Source organism: Chryseobacterium indologenes, assembly GCF_001295265.1.
GTDB lineage: Bacteria > Bacteroidota > Bacteroidia > Flavobacteriales > Weeksellaceae > Chryseobacterium > Chryseobacterium indologenes_A.
Genome location: NZ_LJOD01000009.1, coordinates 119,578 through 140,742 on the forward strand (window position 1 = coordinate 119,578; position 21,165 = coordinate 140,742).

Consider the following 21,165-nt stretch of genomic DNA (forward strand, 5'->3'; position numbering starts at 1 on the left):
CTTATGAAAATACTTTTAGCGTCCCAGTCTCCTAGGAGAAAAGAACTACTTTCCGGATTAGGGCTTGATTTTGAGGTCGTAAAAATAGATTGTGAAGAAATTCTTCCGGAAACCATCAGTGTTGAAGAGGCGGCCGCTTATTTATCAGAATTAAAGGCCAATGCATTTCAAGGCCAGACTGAGGATGAAATTCTGCTGACCGCAGATACGGTAGTGGCCATTAACGGACAGATCCTTGGAAAGCCTAAAGATGAAGATGATGCCCGGAAAATGCTAAGATATCTTTCCGGAAAAACACATCAGGTTTTTACAGGAATTACCCTTAAAAAAGCAGATAAAACAATTACAGAAACGGATGTTGCCGATGTGGAACTGGACGAATTAACAGATGATGAAATAGAGTATTATATTCAGAAATACAAACCATTTGATAAAGCAGGAAGCTATGGAATTCAGGAATGGCTGGGAATGGCCAGGATTAAAAAGATCACCGGAAGCTTTTACACCATTATGGGACTTCCTACCCATTTGGTTTACAAAATTTTGAAAGAAATATAAATATTATTCATTATAAAATTTTATTATTTTTACAAAATCATCAAACTGCTGATAATAAAAAACGCATTAGCGAGTTATAATTGAATAATGAAAAAGAATATTTTATTCCTTTTAGTGATGTGCATCGTTGCTTCCTGTGCTACCAAAACCAAAAAGCCGGAACAGCGCTCTAAACTCCTGAAAGGGTTTTCCACATATTACAACACTCTTTTTAATGCAAAAGATGCATTGAACAGTGAGTTTACAAGCAGAGACAAGGGACATAAGGATAACTTCTATGCTCCCTATATTCCTATTCTTACCTATGAGGATCAGCCTTTGGGAAGTGATCTGGGACAGAGTACCGCCTTTGCAGAAAATTCAATGAAAATGGCACAGGTAAACACTCCTTCACCTATGGACGGCAGGGGAGCTTCACCTTCCGGAATACCTCCGGGAATGCCTGGAAATCCCGGGGAGCCAGGTTCCTCTGATATGCCTCAGAAAGGGGCTACCACATTGGAGATTGCAGAAGCCAAAGCATTGAAAGCGATTAATAAATATTCTGTTATCAGAAACGGTGAAGAGAAAAATAAGCAGATTTTTGATGCTTATATGATCCTCGTACAATCCAGAATTTATCAAAATAAGTCTCTGGAAGCACTGGACGCCTTAAATTATGTTTTTACTCATATGAAGGAAGATAAAAGGCTTCCTCTGGCGAGGATTTATCAAGGTGTTGCTTATGCAAAGATCAAGGATTATCATAAAGCTCATGAAGCTTTTGCCAAGCTGAAAGGGGAGGATATCAATAAAAGCTATGCAAAACTGCTGAGCATTTATTATTCCGAATCTCTTCTGGATGCAGGAAAAAAAGAAGAAGCGGCAAAAGAGCTCGACAATGCTTTTGAACTGAATTCCGACCGGAAGCTGAAAAGCAGAATCGCTTACCTGAGAGGACAGGTTCTTGAAAACCTGGGACAGAATGAAAAGGCCAGAGAAAGTTATACAGCAGCTTATAAATATTCCAATGATTTTGAGTTTGAAGTGAAATCTCAGATCGCTATTGCCAAAACATTTAACGGAAAAGGAGATTATAACGGGGCTAAAAATTACCTTGAAGGCATCAGTAAAAAAGGAACTTATGGCTCAAGGAAGAATGAATTTTACTATGCTTTAGGTTTAATGGCCAATAAAGCAGGAAAAAAAGATGAAGCCCAGCAGTTTTTTAAGAAATCACTGCATGAAAAGGTTTCTGACCCACAGGTACGCGGGCTTACCTATTATGAAATAGGGAAGAGCTACCTTGAAAAAAATGATTATATCGGAGCCGGGATCTATTATGATTCTGCTTTGGTTGCCATGACTTATGAGCCGTCTAAAATCCTTTTAAAGGATCAGTCTGCTTACATTAAAAAGATCTCCAAGAATTACTATCTGATCAAAAAGAATGACAGTATTCTCTCTTTAGCCAGGATGAGCGAAACTCAAAAAACAGATTTTTTCGGCAAATATATTGCAAAGCTGAAGGCTAAGGAAGAAAAAGAGGAGCAGGAGAGGAGACGTGCAGAAAGGAATAAAGGTTTTGATTCGGGAGATTACAGCGCCAACTCTATTTTTGCCAACAGCTCCAATGCTTTTGAAGATTTCGGGGTTACAACAAAAGGTTTTTATTTCAGCAATACAGGAACAATAAGTAAAGGAACCTCTTCATTTAAACAGATCTGGGGAGACCGTGCTCTTGCTGATAACTGGCGTTATTCTAAAAAAATGGCTTCTATTGAGGACATGAAAAACGAGGCGCTGGGAGTAGCCGCAGCACCCAACCCTAGACGTTTTGAACCAGCCTATTATATTGAACAGATCCCTACAGATCAGGGTAAGCTGGACCAGCTGAAAAAAGACAGGGACACTGCATCATTAGGATTGGGTATTATGTACCAGAATTATTTTACCAATACGCCTCTGGCCACAAAAACACTGTATGATCTTGTAGATGTAAAACCGGAAGAAAAAGTAATGCTTCAGGCTCTGTACGAAATATTTGCCATGAATTATGAAAAGAATCCGCAGGCTTCTGAAAGGGCCAAACAGATTCTTCTGACAGATTACCCTTATACCTCTTATGCTGAGTTTGCCAGAAATCCGAAAAACAGCTCATTCGTAAAATCTTCTGAAGATGTTGAAAATGAATACAAAAGAGCCTATGCACTTTATGAATCGGAGAAATTTACGGAAAGCCGGGACGTGATTGATCAGACCATTCAGAAGTTTCCTAAAGATGCCCTGGTCCCTAAGTTTTATCTGCTCAACGCTTTCAACGCCGGAAAAACCAGTGGTAAGGAAGTAATGATTCTCCAGCTGGAACAGATTGCACTGAATTATTCCAAAACTCCTGAAGGTATTAAAGCCAAGGAAATGCTGAATTATCTGAAAAGTGAGCTGAGCTTCCAGGCTACCGATAATAAAGGGAATGCTGTTCCCCAGCAGCCAATGGGAATGCCTGCACAGCCTGACCAGATCCAGAATAACGGAAATCAGCCTCAGAATCCTGCGGGAAAAAAGTTAAACGGAGTTCAGCCGCTTAATGATCTTCAGACCAGACCTATGAAAAATAAAGTTACTCCTGATTCAAGACCACAGGAAATACAGGCTACGGAAAATCTGCCTGTAAAGCCTAAAAAATAAAAAAAGCGAAGAATTATTCTTCGCTTTTCTTTTTCTTTACTCCATGAAAATCTTTTAAATAAAAGGGTTCGAAGTAAGCAATATCTTCCAGCTCTTTTTCACGGAGCCTTTCCAGAGTTTTCCTGATAAGGTATTGTGCAGAAGGGTAGATGTCTTCTCTGAACTCAGCACCCGGCAGATTCAGGATTTCCTGCGCTTTTTTAGCACCATCACCCACAAAAATTACTTTTTTATTCCGGAATTCTTCAAAAGAATTTTCATCCAGAATCTTAGCTTCGGTTCCAGAGATTTCTTTACCCGTATTACCGTCATAAACGGCTGTATAAACCTCCATTCTTCTTGCATCGATCAATGGTACTATAAATTCATAATTACTATCTAAAAAAGGCTCTATCATGCTTTCCAGGGAATTCACTGCTACCAAAGGAACTTTAAGACCATAGCAGAATCCTTTTGCAGAAGCTGCTCCGATTCTTAATCCGGTATAAGACCCGGGGCCTTTTCCTAAAGAAACGGCTTCAATGTCTTTCATAGAAATACCCGCCCCTTCAAGTGCCCATTCTACAAATGTATGAAGGCTTTCGGACTGTTTATAGTTTTCAGATACTTCTTCACAAAGGCATAGCAGCTTTTCATCATCTGAAATGGCCACGGAACAGTTTTTGGAAGAGGTTTCGAGATATAGAACTTTCATAGGATCATGTACAATTTAGAGTAAAGCAATCATCTGTTGTCAGAATGCTGTACTATTTTTATGCAAATTTAAATCTTTATTTGATACTATTTTCTGTAAATCGTTCTCGGTTCAGCCTGGGCGCTCGGATAAATCGTCATATCGGAAACCGAAACATGTTTGGGAGCATTCACACAATAAGCAATGGCATCAGCAATGTCTTCTGCTTTCAGTGCTTCATATCCGGCGTATACCGCAGCCGATTTTTCATGGTCTCCTTTAAACCTTACCATAGAGAAATCTGTTTCCACAGCACCGGGCTGGATATTGGTCACTTTAATACCAAATTCCGTCAGTTCAAGGCGCATTCCTTCAGAGATGACATCGACTGCTTTTTTCGTGGCACAATACACCACTCCGTTGATGTAGGTCTGTCTTGCCGCTACTGAACTAATGTTTACAATATGGCCTGAATTTCTTTCTTTCATGGAAGGAATGATCATCTTGGAAACATATAAAAGTCCTTTTACGTTTCCATCGATCATAGAATCCCAATCCTCTGTATTTCCGGCAGAAAGGGGATCAAGACCATGGGCATTTCCTGCATTATTAATGAGTACATCAATGTTTTTCCATTCTTCAGGAAGGGAACTTATAGCAGCTTCAACTTCTTCAAGACTCCTTACATCAAACCTTAAACTAAATATTTCGGTAAATACAGATAATTCTGTTTTCAATTCTTCCAGAACTTCTGTCCTTCTTCCGCAGATAATAATTCTGTTTCCCTGTTTTGCAAAAAGCTCTGCTGTTGATCTTCCTATTCCGGATGTAGCTCCGGTGATGAATATTGTTTTCATATTTTTTACTAAAGCAATGAAACAGAGGTATCAGTAATTGCATTTACCCCTTCGTACATTGCCATATTTTAGATTGTTACTTTTTCAATTAATTTGCATCCAATGCCTGAAAAGCATCGGCTATATGTTCAACCATTAAGTTTTTATTTTCATCGGGAAGTACCGAAATGATGTCAAATCTTACTTCATTATACCTATTGAATTCTTCCAGATAATGATTGGCCGCGGACACGACAGATTTAATTTTTGCTTTGGTAACCGCTTCCTGGGGCAGCATAAAAGCATCGGTGGATCGTGCTTTTACTTCAACAATGACGATAAGATTCTCTTTTTCTGCAATAATGTCAATTTCAGCTTTCTGAAAACGGAAATTCCGGACAAGAATTTTATACCCGTTTTTTAAAAGATATTCCGCAGCTAAATCTTCCGCCTTTTTCCCAAAATCATTGTGATCTGCCATTATTCAAAAGATAGTTTATGATTCTTTGATAGTCTTACTTCTCTTTTCTGACAATCCCATGAAAATTGCTGGGTAAAGATTTGGAATTCGGATTTGTTCTGGGCAGAATAAACAGAATCATTCCAATTACCCGGGTTGATATGAACCAGTTTATGTACCGTGAAGCCCAATTTATTTTCAAGCTTATAGGTTTTATAATCCGTATGATCAAATTTATCCCTGTTCCAAACTGTTCCTCTGTCGCGGTATTGGTATAAAGTATAGCTGTCATCACAGGGACATTTCTCTTTCCGTTCAAGTTTGAGGCTCCTGTGGAAAAAGATGAAATAGGTTCCTATGCTCATCAAAAAAATGATATACAGAAAGCCTTTTATTCTATTTGGGGTAATTCTATTTTCTTCAGATTTCATGGCGAAAGTAAATCATTTTTTTATTGAATCTTAGCCACATCATTATTGTTTCCAACTGCTCCTGTAATTGACGGGATAATTTGTCTTTTACCCTCGTAAACCTTCTCTGCTGAATTCTTTCTTCATCATTATCCGGAAAATAACCGGGATCAAAGTACCAGAAAAACTCAAGTTTTGTCTTTTCGGAAACAGACAGATTCTTAGATATAAATTCTCCCATAAAGCCTGGTGAATAACTATATTTAAGAATGAAATTATCCATTTTTAAAACTCAATCTTTACTTTGTCAGCCACTTTTACTTTAGCATTTCCGCCTATTAAAAGAGGTCTGTTATCCTTTATGTGTCCGTTTGGAAAGCCGAAAACTACAGGAAATTTATATTTTGAAATTCTTTCCCAGATCAGGTTATAGGCAAAACGGTCAAAGCTTTCCTCATAATCTTTATTATCTTTTTCATCTCCCATATTGGTCATTCCGCCTATGATCAAACCTTTTATTTTTTTGAAAACTCCGGCGAGCTCCAGGCTCATGATCATCCTGTCGAGTGCATAAAAATTTTCTCCAATGTCTTCAATAAACAGGATCTTATCTTTAAAATCGAAAGAATAAGGAGTTCCCAGAAGGGCATAAATAAGGGCTAAATTACCTCCTGTCAATTCTCCTTCCATATTCCCCGGCTTATTCAATTGATGAGATTTTAAGGCGTATTTAAGCTTTTTCCCTCTTAATACATCAAATATGAGATTATAGCTTTCATCTGTTACTCCGAAACTTGATGTTTTAATGGTCTGGCCGTGAATGGAAGCAAAGCCTTTTTTCAACAGAAAACTCTGAATAACGGTATTATCTGAATAACCGATATACCATTTCGGATTTTTCCTGAAGTTTTTCAGATTAAGGTGCTGTACAAGATGCTGGCATCCGTATCCTCCTCTTGAAGCCCACACGGCACTTATTTCTTTATCATTTAAAGCCCAGTTGATATCTTTTATTCTTTCTTTTTCTGTTCCGGCGTAGTTGTATCCGTTTGAAAATTTGGTATACAAATGCTCACCTAATACAGGTTCAAAGCCTTTTTTTCTGATCATTTCTATTCCCTTTTCCAGTTGTGAAGCCTCTACGGCTCCGGCAGGGGAAATAACAGCAATTTTAGCCCCTTTTTTAAGGGGTTCCGGAAAGATAATTTTTTTCATTTGGTCTTTTGGTATTTAACTTCTTTTTTCTCTGCTTCTTCCAGCTGCCTGTCAAACTGATTGAATTTTTTAAAGCTCTGCAGGAAGATAAAAAAACTGAAAACGATCAGAATTACTCCAACAATTCTTCTGATCTGGTTGGCCAGCTTCTGGGTTAATTTATCGTGAAATTGTTTTGCAAGGAATATTTTAGCCAGATCAATGCACAGATACGTGCCGATCACGATGCTTATATACAGAATGAAGCTGCTGGTATCAGGATACTGGTTTCTTACGGAAATTACCGTTACCAGCCAGAAAAGAATGACCCCGACGTTCAATAGATTAAAGAAAAAACCATTAAAAAAAGTCTTAAAATAATTCTGACTGATGATCTTTTCTTCCCCAGGCATATGCATTTTGGTTTTGGTGACCATCATGACGATTCCGTACACAAAGATCAGAATAGAGGTAATTCTGTAAAAACCAGGATGTTTATCTATCAGTGTTACAATATCTGCACTGGCATAATAAGCAGCTACGATGCATAACAGATCAGCTGTAATCACACCCAGATCTAAGGACAAGGCGTGCTTTGGCCCGCGGGAAAAACTGGTTTCAATTAAAAGGAAAAAAATGGGTCCTATAAAAACCAGACTCAGCATGAATCCTAATACAATAGCAGAAAGTACGAGTTCAAACATTCAATAATATTTAAATGAAAAATAATTTTCATTCCGTTTTATACAAAGTTAGACTTTATGATTTAATTATTCAATAAAGTTGTGATATATCAACTAAGTTTTAGAGCGCGCTGTGTTTTTAAGATGGAATGGAATCAGGATGATGGAAGAAGAAAAAAGATTGATAAAGGATAGTTTTTTTGATATAAAAAAGGTTGTTCCTATCCGAAACAACCTCATTTTATTTTTTTATTTAAAATTTCATTAATCAACAATCTTAAAGTCCAGCTGCTTCTGGATCAGATTGGCTTTCACTACTTTAATATGAACTTCATCACCCAGCTGGTATCTTTTACCGGTTCTGATGCCATATACAGCGTGGGTTTTTGCTTCATATGAATAAGAATCATCTACCAGATCTCTTAATTTGATTAATCCTTCAGCTCCGTTTTCAGGGATTTCGACCCAGAAGCCAAATTCTGCAACTCCTGAGATCACTCCTTTGAAGGTTTCACCAAGATGTTTTTCCATGAATTTCACCTGCATGAATTTAATAGAATCTCTTTCTGCGTCTGCGGCAAGTCTTTCCATAGCACTGCAATGTTTTGCTTTTTCTTCCAGCTCTGCCTTACCCGGAGATTTTCCTCCGTCAAGATAATGCTGTAAAAGACGGTGAGCGAGAAGATCAGGATAACGTCGGATAGGAGAGGTGAAGTGGCTGTAATACTCAAAACCGAGACCATAGTGGCCAATAGGTTCTGTAGAATATACCGCTTTACTCATACTTCTCATGGCGAGTGTTTCAATCATATTTTCTTCTCCTTTGCCTTTCACATCATGTAAAAGCCTGTTCAGGGATTCTGCTACTTTTTTGGTATTATCCAGATTCATTTTATATCCGAAAGTAGATACAAAGTCTCTTAATGCTTCCAGTTTGGCAGGATCCGGATCATCGTGAACCCTGTAGATAAAAGTATTGTTCGTTAATCCTCCCTTATTGGTCAGTGAAACAAATTCAGAGACTTTTTTATTGGCCAGAAGCATGAATTCTTCAATCAGGTGATTAGAATCTTTACTGATTTTAAAGTAAACCCCAACCGGTTCATTATTTTCGTCCAGGTTGAAACGTACTTCGCTTCTGTCAAAAGTAATGGCTCCTTTTCTGATTCTTTCATCGCGCATAATCTTCGCAAGTCTGTCCAATGTATTAATTTCTTCGGCCAGGTCACCTTTACCAGTTTCTATGCGCTCCTGGGCTTCTTCATAGGTAAACCTCCTGTCTGAATGGATCACTGTTCTTCCGAACCACTGTTTCTGGATCTCAGCTCTATCATTCAGCTGGAATACAGCAGAAAAGGTATATTTATCTTCATTCGGGCGGAGTGAGCATACATCATTACTCAAAACTTCCGGAAGCATAGGAACCACACGGTCTACCAGATACACAGAAGTTGCTCTTTTATAAGCTTCATCATCCAGAATCGTTCCGGGCACTACGTAATGGGAAACGTCTGCAATATGCACCCCGATCTCCCAGTTGCCGTTTTCCAGTTTCCTGATGGATAAGGCATCATCAAAATCTTTCGCATCTTTAGGGTCAATGGTGAAAGTACAAATATCCCTCATATCCCAGCGTTTTGCAACTTCTTCATTGGTAATCGTTCTGTTGATCTTATCTGCATCCAGCTCCACTTCTTCAGGGAAATCATAAGGCAGTCCGTATTCCGCAAGGATAGAGTGAATTTCTGTTTCATGCTCACCTGGAGCACCCAGTACCTGGATAATTTCACCTTCAGGGTTTTTATCTCCGGGTTTCCATTCCGTCATTTTTACGATGACCTTATCACCATTTTCCGCACCTCCGAATTTCGTTTTTGGAATAAAAATATCGGTATTGATTGTTTTTTTATCACATACAACAAATCCAAAATCTTTATGGGCAACTACCTGAAAAGTTCCTACAAACTCGGTTCTTGTTCTCTCCAGGACTTCCAGTACCGAACCTTCCAGTTTTTTTCCTTTGAAATGATAGGTTATGATTAAAACCTTATCACCCTGTAATGCATCTTTTACGTTTTTGGAATGGATAAAGATGTCATCTTCCAGACCTTCAACGCTTACATAGGCATTCCCGGACTGGTTAAAATCAATAGTTCCCGTAAGTGTCCCTGCAATTTTAAGGTTCACAATATATTTTCCTTTGTCTACTTCTTTGATCTTTTCAGAGGCCTGAAGTTTGTGCAGAGCCTGAATTACCTGTTCTCTCTGTCTTGGATTCTTATAATCTATTCCGTCTGCGATCTGTTTATAATTGTAGATTTTAGACGAATTAGCATTCATAAAACGGAGAATCTGTCTTCCGATCTCCATTAATTTATGGTCATTTTTCTGACTTATATATTTTCTTTTTTTTGACATTTTAATGTTAATTTAATTGTTATGAGTTCTCATAATTCTCTTTTGAAATTTCAATAACCGAGCCGTTTTTGAATTCAAAATAACAGATGAGATCCCCCAGCCGTACTTCAGCTTTGTTTTTCTTTTCTTCCGTATTGATATTCAAAGTAATGAAATCACTGTCCGGAATTATTAATTCTTTGGTGTTTGTTTCTTTTACAAAATTACCTTTAATATTATAAACAATCCTGTAATCCAGTTTAGATTGAGGAACTCCTTTAAAGTTCAATTGTTCTAAATATTCTCCATAGTAACCAGCCATTGCAGATCTTGGAACCGGGATGATGGTTTTTTCCGGAAAAAGACCAACAAATTTCTTAAAGTTTCTTTCATCCCAAAAAGACCTGAATTTCAAGCTATTTAACAGATTAACTGCAGAATAGTCTGTTCTGTCCATTCCACACCCAGCTGTAGAAACATTAAGAACACCCACATACACTATTTTATGTTTAACCGATTTTTTATCAATCTTTTTAAAAAGCAGATCTGCAAGAGCATGAAAATTATAACCTTTTGTCCTGATCGTAAAATCATCTTCAACTTTTTTAAGTTCCTCCTGTGTGTAATAGTGAGTAACATGAGGAGGGCAGCCTTGGAGCTCAGCAGTTCCCTGTACAGTTGGGCATGCATCATCCTTATCCAGAATACCATCACCATCTGTATCCTGCCACAGACAGCCATTGTTTTCAGCAGGGCCTGCTACTGTAGGGCATACATCATCTTTATCCGGTGTACCGTCACCATCCTCATCCGGCCAAAGACAGCCATCATTTTCTGCCGGACCGGCTTCTTCGGGACACTTGTCCAGGTAAAATAGTGTTCCGTCTCCATCCGTATCAGAAAGACATTTTTTTTTGTTGAATTCTTTTCTGCATTTTTTAAAAGCTTCCTGATTTTCTACTTCCTGAGCATGGAGAACACTTATAACTAAAAGTAATAGTAAAGATGCTTTTATTTTCATTAGGTATTAGTTTTTAATAATTTTATCTTATCAATTTTCAGTCCAGAATAATTCCATTGTCACAGGCTTCTTCAGGCTTGTATCTTATTTTTGTAATATATCCTTTACTACAGTTACAGTCTGTTTTTCCTTCAGCAAATTTTGACTGCACCAAAACCGGAATTCCTTTTTCATTCATTATATAAGATTTTGTCAGATTATACTGCTTAATATCTTTTTTGAATCCAGTTTCATAATGCCTGGCAATACGGAGCTCTGAAAAGAGTTTACCATTTTTATACACGCTCTTTTTATAAAACGGACCATCTTCAGCTTCATGAAATGTATATTCATCAAACTCGTTTTCCCGCTGGTGAAAAGTATAAATTAATTGATCACTATCGTTAAATACATTAAAAAATACTTCATAACTTTTATTATTCTCCTGCTCTTTGCTGTAGAAAATAAGATAATTCTTTTGGGAAGCAGGATTATATTGGTAATAATCCGGAAATTTTATATTCTCAACAGTTCCTTTATATGAAAACTTCCTGGAGTATGAATAATAAAACGGCCATCCGTCTTTTTCATTATATGACCATACTTTATTCTGCCCGTATTCATCATATCTTATACTGTCTTTTGTACTGGGAAAACAGGTTATATCTTTCTTCTTCGTGGAGATCAGATATTCTGAAAATTCATCTTTGAAATCCTCATATCTTCCAAAGAATTTCAACCCCTTTGAAAATGATATCTCAGAAATATTTTTCCCGGGATTTTCCATACAATAGGTTCTGAATTTTTTTATACTGCATTCCAATTTATCTCTTCTACCCAGCTGTCCAGATATCCCAATAAATAAAAACAGAAAAAGAAAGGTTAGATAAATTCTCATAAAAATAGTCTCTGCAAGATAGTTTTTGATTCAACTTCAAGTTTTAGTTTTTTAATCTAATTTAAAACTATAAATTTCGTTTATAAATTCAATACAAATGTGAGGAAAGTGTGGGGAAACGTATGATTAAATTCTCTTTAATTCTGTAGGAGATACAGGGGTAGTAAACTCTGCAAGGCAGTGCAAAGATATAAAATAAAAAATAAATAAGGTCTGTAATTTGATTTACAGACCTTTATATTTTTAGCAAACTGCGATTTTATCAACTCTGTTCTGGTGTCTTCCTCCTTCAAAATCTGTAGCGAGAAACTTTTCAGCAATTTCAATAGCCAGTTCCTTGGAAATAAACCTTGCCGGCATTGAAATCATGTTAGCATCGTTATGTTGCCTTGCCAGCACAGCAATCTCCGGCATCCAGCATAATGCGCATCGGATCTTCTGATGCTTGTTTGCCGTGATCTGTACTCCGTTTCCGCTTCCGCAGATTAAAATTCCGAGTTCGTTTTCCCCGTTTTCCACAGAAGCTGCAGCAGGGTGAACAAAGTCCGGATAATCCACACTCTCTGTGGAAAACGTTCCAAAATCCTGAACTTCAAATCGTTCTGAAAGATAGTTTTTAACAATCTCCTTGTATTCATAGCCTGCATGGTCTGCAGCAATCGCTATTTTTCTTTTCATAATACCTTTATTAAGTCTTGTATAGATTTTATTTCAGGACAAAGGTAAGAATAATAACAATTGATGTTAGTAAACCGGTAGTTAATTGTGAAAAGCCCTGTGAATAACTGTGGAAAACTTTTATCAAGTTTATATTTTTTAACATTAAATTATTTCGTAATGGAAAATTAATCCGAAAACTTTAACCACAATTTCCCAAATCTTTTTCACATCCAATCTTAACTTTTTCCATAAAAAAATTACTAATATTCATTTTTTATGAAAGTTATCAACAACTGTGAATAAGTATTGAAAAATGCATGTTTACAGTCTTTTATATTGTGAATTAAATATGAGTTATATTAAAATTAAGTGTTATCAACTTTTAATTTAAAACTTATCCCCGAAACTAACAATACTCAACAACAAGGACATTATTCTTTTTTTTAAAAGAGAAAAAATTGTTGATTATTGAATGTTGAGACTGCGGGAAAGTTTTTGAAAACTTTTATTTCAATGAATCTGTTGAAAAAGTTTAAAAGCTTACATTTGTGAAACGAAAAATTCAATGTTACTTATGAAAACAATCAATGATTTCAATTTTAAAGACAAGAAGGCTTTGGTTCGTGTGGACTTTAATGTTCCACAGGATGATCAGCTTAATGTAACGGATAATACGAGAATCGTTGCGGTGAAGCCCACGGTAGAAAAAATTCTTAAGGACGGAGGTTCTGTTATCCTGATGACTCACCTTGGAAGACCTAAAGGGGAGGTGAAAGATGAGTTTTCTCTGAAACATATCAGAAATGAGGTTTCAAGTGTTCTTGGTCAGGAAGTGAAGTTTGTTGATGAATGTGTAGGGGAGAAGGCTGAAAAGGCTGCGTCAGAGCTTCAACCGGGTGAAATTTTATTGTTAGAGAATCTGCGTTTTCATAATGAAGAAGAAAAAGGGGATGAATCATTTGCAGAGCAGCTTTCTAAATTGGGAGATGCTTATGTGAACGATGCATTTGGAACTGCGCACCGTGCTCATGCCTCAACAGCTGTTATTGCAAAGTTTTTTGAATCAACTAAGTTTTTCGGTTTACTGATGGCTAAGGAGCTTCAGGCAATTGATAAAGTACTGAAAGGAGGGGAGAGGCCTGTAACAGCTATTCTTGGAGGCTCAAAAGTTTCAACTAAAATTACCATTATTGAAAATATCCTTCCGGCAATCGATAATCTGATTGTGGGTGGAGGTATGGCTTTTACTTTTATTAAGGCACTTGGTGGAAAAATCGGAAATTCTCTGGTAGAAGAGGATAAACTGCCTTTAGCTCTGGAAATTCTGGCTAAGGCAAAAGAGCATAATGTAAAAGTATATTTACCATCCGATGCTATTATTGCTGAAAGTTTCAACAATGAGGCGGAGAGAAAAGAAGCTGATATTTATGCTATTCCCGAAGGCTGGATGGGACTTGATGCCGGTCATAAATCAAGAGATCAGTTCAATGATGTTCTGTTGAATTCAAGAACTATTCTTTGGAACGGTCCTATCGGAGTTTTTGAAATGTCTAATTTTGCTGCCGGGACTATTGCTCTGGGAGACAGCATTGCTGAAGCAACAAGCTTAGGAGCTTTCTCATTAGTGGGAGGTGGTGACAGTGTTGCTTTCGTTAAACAATTCGGTTACGGAGACAAAGTAAGCTATGTTTCTACCGGAGGTGGAGCAATGCTTGAAAGCCTTGAAGGTTTGGAACTTCCAGGTGTAGCTGCAATTAATAATTAATAGATAATACATTCTATATTTCAAAGCTTGCTAATACTATTAGCAGGCTTTTTTACTCAAAATTCTTTTGTAAAAACTCTGCATTTATCGGGGATTAAGTATATTTTACATATAACTTTTAGTTATAGTTATTGCAGTTGATTTATTTGTTTTCTTTAAATTTTTATAATAGGGATTTGTTTTAATTGAATGGATTTATTTTCATTTTTCCGTCGCGAATAATTCAAATTAAATCTTTTAATTTATTAAAACTCTTTAATATTATATTTTAATCAACATAATTATAAGGCCGCTCCTACGGAGCTCACCTTAGATCGTGTATAAATTTCTATAAACAGAGTGCCCTATTGAGCGATTAATCCATACATTAATCCAGGCTTTGCCGATATAAATCAGAATTTATTATTCAGAATGGGTTAATAGGAAGGCTTTAAATTGAAATTTATTCTCGGAGCATTAGTTCACTTTTTCGCAGTATGGATGTATGATGATATTTTAAAGTTATTTATATTATGATTTTTTTTATTTCTCACTTTAGTGATAGTGTTGTAATTATTTGATTATTAATATTTAAACTATTTTTTTTGTTTGTAAGAGATAGTTTTTTTTGATTTCCTTAGGCAGTTTTAAATTTTTGAAAATGTATTGATCTTGTAACGTTTTTTCAAAATAATTTTTGTTATTATTTAAAATACTGCTTTCCTTTCAGCTTAATGCAGATTCTTAAATTTCTGCTGAGAATTTCTAAATACTTTGGATAATATTCATTGCTCGTATTCTGTTGAACGTAAGTTCATTTTTGGAAAGAGGTAAGAAAGTTTTTTTCTCCGGTTCCGGTTACAGAATTCTGTGGATTAAGAACTGCAAAAATTTTGGATTGTATTTTTATAAGTAGGATTATTTTTCACCCAACCTGTTTATTGAAATATGATTAGAAGAACTAGTATATTTTTTTAGATTTCTCTTTTTTATTTTCCGGATGGGTTTTCCTGTTATGAGGTCTTTTCAAATCTGTTTGTAGTTTAATTTGAAAAAGTATCAAAAAATGACTTTCAGAATTAGCTCTTAAATCGATTTTCTGTAATTTTTGATAGTTTTATATGTTAATTAAAAAATAGGCTTTAAATTCTATGTTTTTGACCGAATTTAATTTTTATATGCCTTATTTTTTTATTTGTTATCGTGAATTTCCCTGGCTTTCCTAGTATTTTGCTTTTAATTAATTGAAAGCATAATTTGATTCTGAGAGAGTCATTCCAATAAAAAAATAAAATAGGGGAGTGCCGGGAAAATCTGATTTTGAATTTTGATAAGATTAGCTTAAGCTTATATCCTGGCTTTAAAAAATAAAACTCAGGATTTTTTTCCTGAGTTTTGTAGATTTTGGGTTAATATGCTGAAAATCGACCTTCAGAAATAGCTTAAAAATCGATTTTCTAAGATTTTTCGATAATATATATCAAACTGGAATATTCGTTCGAAAAAAGGGCTTTTACGTTCGAAATTGTTCCGTAGATGGTTGCTTTAAACCAGAAAAATGGAGATTTTTTATATTTTTCGCTTAACATAGAGATGTAATACGAATCCAGAATTAAAGGTTTGATTTTTCTCATTTTCCAGTTAGGATTTTTAGATATAAGATTCTCCATTCCGTTTTTTGAAAAATGATAGATGTGTCTTGGTACGTCATAAGCGGCCCAGTATTCTTTATAATGTAAAGCATCATAAGAAGTAGGGTTGGGTACGGCAATAACAAGAAGTCCTTTCTTTTTTAATTTCCCATGAAATATTCTAAGCATCTCATCCTGATTTTCGATATGCTCAAATACATGCCATAAGGTAATAGCATCCAGGCTTTGATCTTCTATTTTTTGAATATCATCAATAATCGTCGCTTTTGCTATTTTTGACGAAGCAGCCTTTCTTGCATCTGCATCCGGTTCATAACCATAGGTTTCGAAATCATTTTCAATATACTTTACAAATTCTCCTGCTCCACATCCGTAATCCAGAACTTTTGCTCCTTTATGAATTCTCTCTGCCAGAATATTTCTTTTGTAGTTTAAATTGAAAGACTGAAGAAACTTATACACTTTTTCTTTTAAGCTTCCTGAATCCTGATGGTGAGAAATATAATCTTCACTTTCATAATATTTAGAAATATTGGATGGGATAGGAGTGGTTTTAAAGACTCCTTTTGTATCCGTTTCCTTAATCTCAAATATTTCCTGTGAAAGAAAATGATCTTTTATTTTCATTAAACTATAATCTTTTTATATTAAAAATTAAGATATCTATAAGTTTTAGTAAAGCTTATAAATACCTTAATTTTTCCTTTATTTTAAAAAATGTTTCACGTGAAACATTTTAAGTTAACGTCCTAAATAGACCAGTAAAACATTGATATCAGCAGGGGAAACACCGCTTATTCTTCCTGCCTGTGCAATGGTTTTTGGTTTTACATTGGTCATTTTCTGTTTTGCCTCTGCAGAAAGGCTAGAAAGCTTGGTATAATCAAAATCTTCAGGGATTTTAATATTTTCAAGACGGTTTATCTTGGCAACATTTTCCTTTTCCTTTTCTATATAACCTCTGTACTTGATATTAATTTCTGCCTGTTCTCTTACCTCGTCACTATATTGGGAAGAGAACTCTTTAATGGTTTCAATTTCATCAAGCTTCTCTAATGTCATATTAGGTCTGGTAAGAATCTGTGAAGCCCTGTATGCCTGATCCACAGGGCTGCTCTCTATAGATGACAGGATAGGATTAATGATTCCTGGTTTTAAAGAAGTTTCGCGTAGGAATTCTTCAAGTTGTTGGCTTTCAGATAGTTTTGTTTCTACTTTTCTTAATCTGTCTTCTTTTGCAAGACCTAAATGATATGCTTTCTCCGTTAATCTGATATCTGCGTTATCCTGTCTTAAAAGAAGTCTGTATTCGGCACGTGAAGTAAACATTCTGTAAGGCTCCTCAGTTCCTTTTGTAATAAGGTCGTCAATAAGAACACCAATATAAGCTTCATCTCTGTTAAGGATGAATTCTTCTTTTTCATGTACTTTATTGTGAGCGTTGATACCGGCGATTAAGCCTTGTCCTGCTGCTTCTTCATATCCTGTTGTCCCGTTAATCTGCCCGGCAAAATATAAGTTATCGATCAGTTTTGTTTCTAAAGTATGCTTTAGCTGGGTAGGAGGGAAGTAGTCATATTCAATAGCATACCCTGGCCGGAAAACTTTTACGTTTTCAAATCCGGGGATATGTTTCATTGCTTTGATCTGTACATCTTCAGGAAGAGAGGAACTGAATCCGTTTACATAAATTTCTACGGTCTTCCATCCTTCCGGTTCTACGAAAAGCTGGTGTCTGTTTCTTTCGGCAAAACGGTTAATTTTATCTTCAATACTTGGGCAGTATCTTGGTCCGAGACTTTGAATTGTTCCATTAAACATTGGACTTCTGTCAAAGCCTTCTCTTAAAATATCATGTACTGTTTCGTTTGTATATACGATATGGCAGCTTAGCTGTTTGGTTAATTTTGGAGTGTCAAGATAGCTGAACTTTTGTGGATTTTCATCTCCTTTCTGTTCTTCCATTTTTGAATAATCCAAACTTCTTCCGTCTACTCTCGGTGGAGTACCGGTTTTCATTCTTCCTGCTTCAAAACCTAAAGTGACCAATTGTTCTGTAATTCCAAATGCTCTTGGCTCACCCATCCTTCCTCCGCCTAATTGTTTATCTCCAACGTGAATTAATCCGTTAAGGAAAGTTCCATTAGTTAGCACTACAGATTTTCCTTTGATTTCAATTCCTAGAGAAGTAACGACTCCGGTTACTTTATTATTTTCAACAATAAGCTGTTTTACCATATCCTGAAAGAAATCAAGATTGGGAGTATTTTCCAATGCGAGTCTCCATTCTTCAGCAAAAAGCATTCTGTCATTCTGAGTTCTTGGTGACCACATTGCAGGACCTTTTGAGAGATTCAGCATTTTGAATTGAATAGCAGATTTATCTGCCACAATTCCGGAATATCCTCCCATCGCATCAATCTCGCGAACGATCTGTCCTTTTGCAATTCCACCCATTGCCGGGTTGCAGCTCATCTGTCCGATGGTCTGCATATTCATTGTAATAAGTAGGGTCTTTGATCCTAAATTAGCTGCCGCTGCTGCTGCTTCACAACCTGCGTGTCCGGCACCTACTACAATTACATCATATGTTTCTGAAATCATTTTATTATGCTTGTTTTAAGCCTTTTAAATTTAATATTCTGCGAATGTTTCACGTGAAACATTTTTCGAAAATGCACTGTAGATGATTTCTTATTGTGCTTATAATTGAATGAGTTAGGAATCGGGCTTTAAGTGATTCTTCAATTTCTAACCCTTTAAATTATGGTATTTGTTCAAATAGAAATCTTCTTTTCTACGCATCTCTTTTTCCTCTTCTTCAGTCTTATCTTTGTATCCCGCGAGGTGCAGAATTCCATGAGCTAAGACCCTTCTTACTTCTTCTTCATAATCTCTGGAAAGAGTAGAAGCATTATCCGAAACGCGCTGCAAAGATACAAAAATCTCTCCGCTTATTGTTTTGCCTTTTACATAATCGAAAGTGATGATATCGGTATAATAATCATGCTGCAGATAATCCTGATTGATTTTAAGCAGGTATTCATCATCACAGAAAATGTAGTTTATTTCACCTGTTTTTTTTTCTTCTGAAAGAATAATATCTTCCAGCCATTGTTGATAATCTGTAGTTACAGATTCGGGTAAGTTTTCGTAAAAGAATTGTATCATTGTATTAAAACCAGTGTCCTAATATAACACTGAATATGCCTTTTTGATTATTTTTTAATGAATGGCTAAAGTTTATTTTAATCTGCCCGAAAGGAGATTTGTATCCGGCAGTTAAACCTACTGAACTGAAATTTACTTTGGCTGCTTCTTCAAAACTGATATCGTCCGAAAGATTCGCAAAACTGAAATTTCCGCTTAGAAAATAGTTTTTATTAAACTTAAACTGAAGATCGTTTGAAACCAATATTACGTTATTGGCATTCAGCTGGCCAAAGTAGAAACCTCCGAAGCTTTTAAAATTAACAAGATTCTGTTCAAAAATTCCACCCAGTCTGTACTGGTAAAACTCAGGTAAACTTTCTCCAATGGTTATTCCTCCATACAGATTCAGACGGTAGGAAAACTGCTTTGAAAGCGGAATATTAAGTCTTATATCCGCTTTGATCTGAATGATTCTTTTTTCAACTTCAGATTTGAGCAGATCCACTACTTTACCTTCCGTATTAATATAAATTCCTCTGGAAGGAAAGTCTTTGTCATTTTGGGTATCGCTCTTTAAAAATACATACGGATTCAGAAAACGCATATAGCGCTTATTTAAGCCGTTTATTTCCGCTCCGAAGTAATCATGGCTTATTCCTCCTCCAATTGCGAATTTATCCTTCCATACGGATTGTATAAAGGCTTCGTTTCGGAACCATTCCCATTTATCCACCACATTATTATCTACGTTCTTCAGATCAATGGTCATTCCGGAAGAATAAATTCCGAAACCTGGAATATATCCATTGTCAATAAAATAGTTCAGGTAATATCTTGGTTTATCTCCTACAACTACATCCAGTGAGAGATTTGAGTTTTTGGTTAAAAGCCTCTTTGCGGAATAGTTCAGAAGAAGCCCGGTCTTGAATATTTCATCATAATGCAGTCCTACTTTTAAGAAATGACGGGCTTCATCTTCTGTTACGTAGAGCTTAAGATAGCTGGCATCATTTTCAGAAATGATATCGTAGTTGATAAACTTGTAATTATTGGTGGCAACAAGCCTGTCTATTTTTTTATTGATACTTCCATAGGTCTGCAGAGAGGGGAGGCGAAGTCCCATTTTTCCCAATACATAGTTTTTGCCGTAAATGCGTCCTCCTTCCAAGGCGATGCTGTCAATCTTATATACATTGGAATAAATTGGATTGATGCGCTGCCTGAGCCGGTCGAACTGCCGTTTCGGAAGCTGGTCCAGTATAGAGGTGTATTTCATCCCTTCCGCATATCCGCTGTCAAGAATTTTTTTCTTATCATCATAGCTGGTGGCGGACATTCCTTTCAGGTCAGGCTTGATATTGATGTCTGTATATTTATACTGTCTTCTTGTGTCTCTTTTAATTCCGAAATCAATAACCTGGTTAAGAATTGAAATAATGTTGTTTAAATCCTCTCTTTTGGAAAGATCCTGGTTAAGATCCACACCAATAACGATATCGATTCCTTTGTCCTTTAACGGCTTTGAGGGGTAATTTACCGTCATTGCACCGTCAATATAAATACTGTCACCTATTTTTACAGGGTCCATCAGGGAAGGAAATGCAGAACTTGCCATAATGGACTGTACGAGATCTCCTTTTTCAAAAATCTGCATATTGCCGCTTTCAAGATTGGTGGCTACACACATAAAAGGAATCGGCAGTTTTGAAAAATCATCAATATTGGAAACGTTCTTGAATAATTCTTTAAGAAGATAAACATTTCTTTGTCCTGTACTGATGGAAGAGGGCAGTGATATTTTTCCGTTCTTTAGCGGAATGGATAAAAGATATTTGTCTACGGATTTATTGAAAAAGGAAGATTCCTGCCTGGATTTAGGGTCCATAATTAAAGAATAGAAGTCTGTGTCCATGACAATTTTTTCTATTTCTTTTCCCGAATAGCCTGAAGCATACAATCCTCCAACAATTGCTCCCATGCTGGTTCCTGCAATATAATCCACTTTTACTCCCAGGGAATCTAATACTTTCAATACTCCGACATGTGAAAAACCTTTGGCTCCTCCACCGGCAAGCGAAAGTCCTATCCTGGGATTTTTCGGAATAACCAGATCCTTTTTTACCTGGGACTGGATCATCAGTAAAGGGAATATGAAAAATAGAAACAGGAGTTTTCTCATA

General features: G+C 36.2%; 17 protein-coding genes and 1 pseudogene. 3 read left to right on the forward strand and 15 right to left on the reverse strand.

Annotated features, from left to right (window positions below; all coding sequences use genetic code 11):
• Nucleotides 1-3 precede the first annotated feature (3 nt).
• Together AOB46_RS14190 and AOB46_RS14195 are read left to right on the forward strand one after the other, a co-directional pair.
• Nucleotides 4-558, forward strand: coding sequence for a Maf family protein (locus AOB46_RS14190; protein ID WP_062700498.1), 555 nt, complete (start codon nt 4-6; stop codon nt 556-558).
• A gap of 87 nt (nt 559-645) precedes the next feature.
• Nucleotides 646-3,225: a tetratricopeptide repeat protein gene (locus tag AOB46_RS14195; protein ID WP_062700500.1), complete on the forward strand. Its 2,580-nt coding sequence runs from the start codon at nt 646-648 to the stop codon at nt 3,223-3,225.
• 13 nt (nt 3,226-3,238) lie between these two features.
• On the opposite strand, the gene tsaB is transcribed toward AOB46_RS14195, so the two are convergent.
• The 11 genes and pseudogenes from tsaB to rpiB form a co-directional block, all read right to left on the reverse strand.
• Nucleotides 3,239-3,919: a tRNA (adenosine(37)-N6)-threonylcarbamoyltransferase complex dimerization subunit type 1 TsaB gene (gene tsaB / locus AOB46_RS14200; RefSeq protein WP_062700501.1), complete on the reverse strand. Its 681-nt coding sequence runs from the start codon at nt 3,917-3,919 to the stop codon at nt 3,239-3,241.
• An 86-nt stretch (nt 3,920-4,005) separates the two neighbouring features.
• Nucleotides 4,006-4,755, reverse strand: a complete 750-nt coding sequence (locus tag AOB46_RS14205) for an SDR family NAD(P)-dependent oxidoreductase (RefSeq protein ID WP_062700503.1) — start codon at nt 4,753-4,755, stop codon at nt 4,006-4,008.
• An 88-nt stretch (nt 4,756-4,843) separates the two neighbouring features.
• Complete coding sequence (locus tag AOB46_RS14210; protein WP_062700505.1) at nt 4,844-5,215, reverse strand: YraN family protein; 372 nt, start codon at nt 5,213-5,215, stop codon at nt 4,844-4,846.
• The gene (locus tag AOB46_RS14215) at nt 5,215-5,625 is read right to left on the reverse strand and encodes a hypothetical protein (protein WP_062700507.1); all 411 of its coding nucleotides are present in this window, start codon (nt 5,623-5,625) and stop codon (nt 5,215-5,217) included. The genes AOB46_RS14210 and AOB46_RS14215 overlap by 1 nt, the downstream gene beginning before the upstream one ends.
• Nucleotides 5,615-5,887, reverse strand: a complete 273-nt coding sequence (locus AOB46_RS14220; protein WP_062700509.1) for a hypothetical protein — start codon at nt 5,885-5,887, stop codon at nt 5,615-5,617. The genes AOB46_RS14215 and AOB46_RS14220 overlap by 11 nt, the downstream gene beginning before the upstream one ends.
• Nucleotides 5,888-5,889: 2 nt before the next feature.
• Complete coding sequence (locus AOB46_RS14225; protein WP_062700511.1) at nt 5,890-6,819, reverse strand: LD-carboxypeptidase; 930 nt, start codon at nt 6,817-6,819, stop codon at nt 5,890-5,892.
• Nucleotides 6,816-7,502 (reverse strand): LysE family translocator, encoded by a 687-nt coding sequence (locus tag AOB46_RS14230; RefSeq protein WP_062700513.1) that lies wholly within the window; start codon nt 7,500-7,502, stop codon nt 6,816-6,818. The genes AOB46_RS14225 and AOB46_RS14230 overlap by 4 nt, the downstream gene beginning before the upstream one ends.
• 243 nt (nt 7,503-7,745) lie before the next feature.
• A complete protein-coding gene (rnr, locus tag AOB46_RS14235; RefSeq protein ID WP_062700515.1) occupies nt 7,746-9,899 on the reverse strand; it encodes a ribonuclease R in 2,154 nt (717 codons plus the stop codon).
• 622 nt (nt 9,900-10,521) lie between these two features.
• Nucleotides 10,522-10,776 (reverse strand): annotated as a pseudogene (locus tag AOB46_RS23860) (thrombospondin type 3 repeat-containing protein); the annotation flags it as partial.
• 160 nt (nt 10,777-10,936) lie between these two features.
• Nucleotides 10,937-11,665, reverse strand: a complete 729-nt coding sequence (locus AOB46_RS14245) for a hypothetical protein (RefSeq protein ID WP_131724385.1) — start codon at nt 11,663-11,665, stop codon at nt 10,937-10,939.
• A 354-nt stretch (nt 11,666-12,019) separates the two neighbouring features.
• Nucleotides 12,020-12,454, reverse strand: coding sequence for a ribose 5-phosphate isomerase B (gene rpiB, locus AOB46_RS14250; RefSeq protein ID WP_062700521.1), 435 nt, complete (start codon nt 12,452-12,454; stop codon nt 12,020-12,022).
• A 556-nt stretch (nt 12,455-13,010) separates the two neighbouring features.
• Here rpiB and AOB46_RS14255 point away from each other — a divergent pair.
• Nucleotides 13,011-14,201: a phosphoglycerate kinase gene (locus tag AOB46_RS14255; RefSeq protein ID WP_062700684.1), complete on the forward strand. Its 1,191-nt coding sequence runs from the start codon at nt 13,011-13,013 to the stop codon at nt 14,199-14,201.
• 1,436 nt (nt 14,202-15,637) lie between these two features.
• On the opposite strand, the gene AOB46_RS14260 is transcribed toward AOB46_RS14255, so the two are convergent.
• From AOB46_RS14260 to AOB46_RS14275, 4 genes are all read right to left on the reverse strand, one after another.
• Complete coding sequence (locus AOB46_RS14260) at nt 15,638-16,459, reverse strand: class I SAM-dependent methyltransferase (RefSeq protein ID WP_062700523.1); 822 nt, start codon at nt 16,457-16,459, stop codon at nt 15,638-15,640.
• 114 nt (nt 16,460-16,573) lie between these two features.
• Complete coding sequence (gene mnmG / locus AOB46_RS14265) at nt 16,574-18,436, reverse strand: tRNA uridine-5-carboxymethylaminomethyl(34) synthesis enzyme MnmG (protein WP_062700525.1); 1,863 nt, start codon at nt 18,434-18,436, stop codon at nt 16,574-16,576.
• A 147-nt stretch (nt 18,437-18,583) separates the two neighbouring features.
• On the reverse strand, nt 18,584-19,003 hold the full coding sequence (gene ybeY / locus AOB46_RS14270; protein WP_062700526.1) for an rRNA maturation RNase YbeY: 420 nt from the start codon (nt 19,001-19,003) through the stop codon (nt 18,584-18,586).
• Nucleotides 19,004-19,007: 4 nt separating this feature from the next.
• On the reverse strand, nt 19,008-21,164 hold the full coding sequence (locus AOB46_RS14275) for a patatin-like phospholipase family protein (RefSeq protein WP_062700527.1): 2,157 nt from the start codon (nt 21,162-21,164) through the stop codon (nt 19,008-19,010).
• Between the last annotated feature and the right edge of the window lies 1 nt (nt 21,165).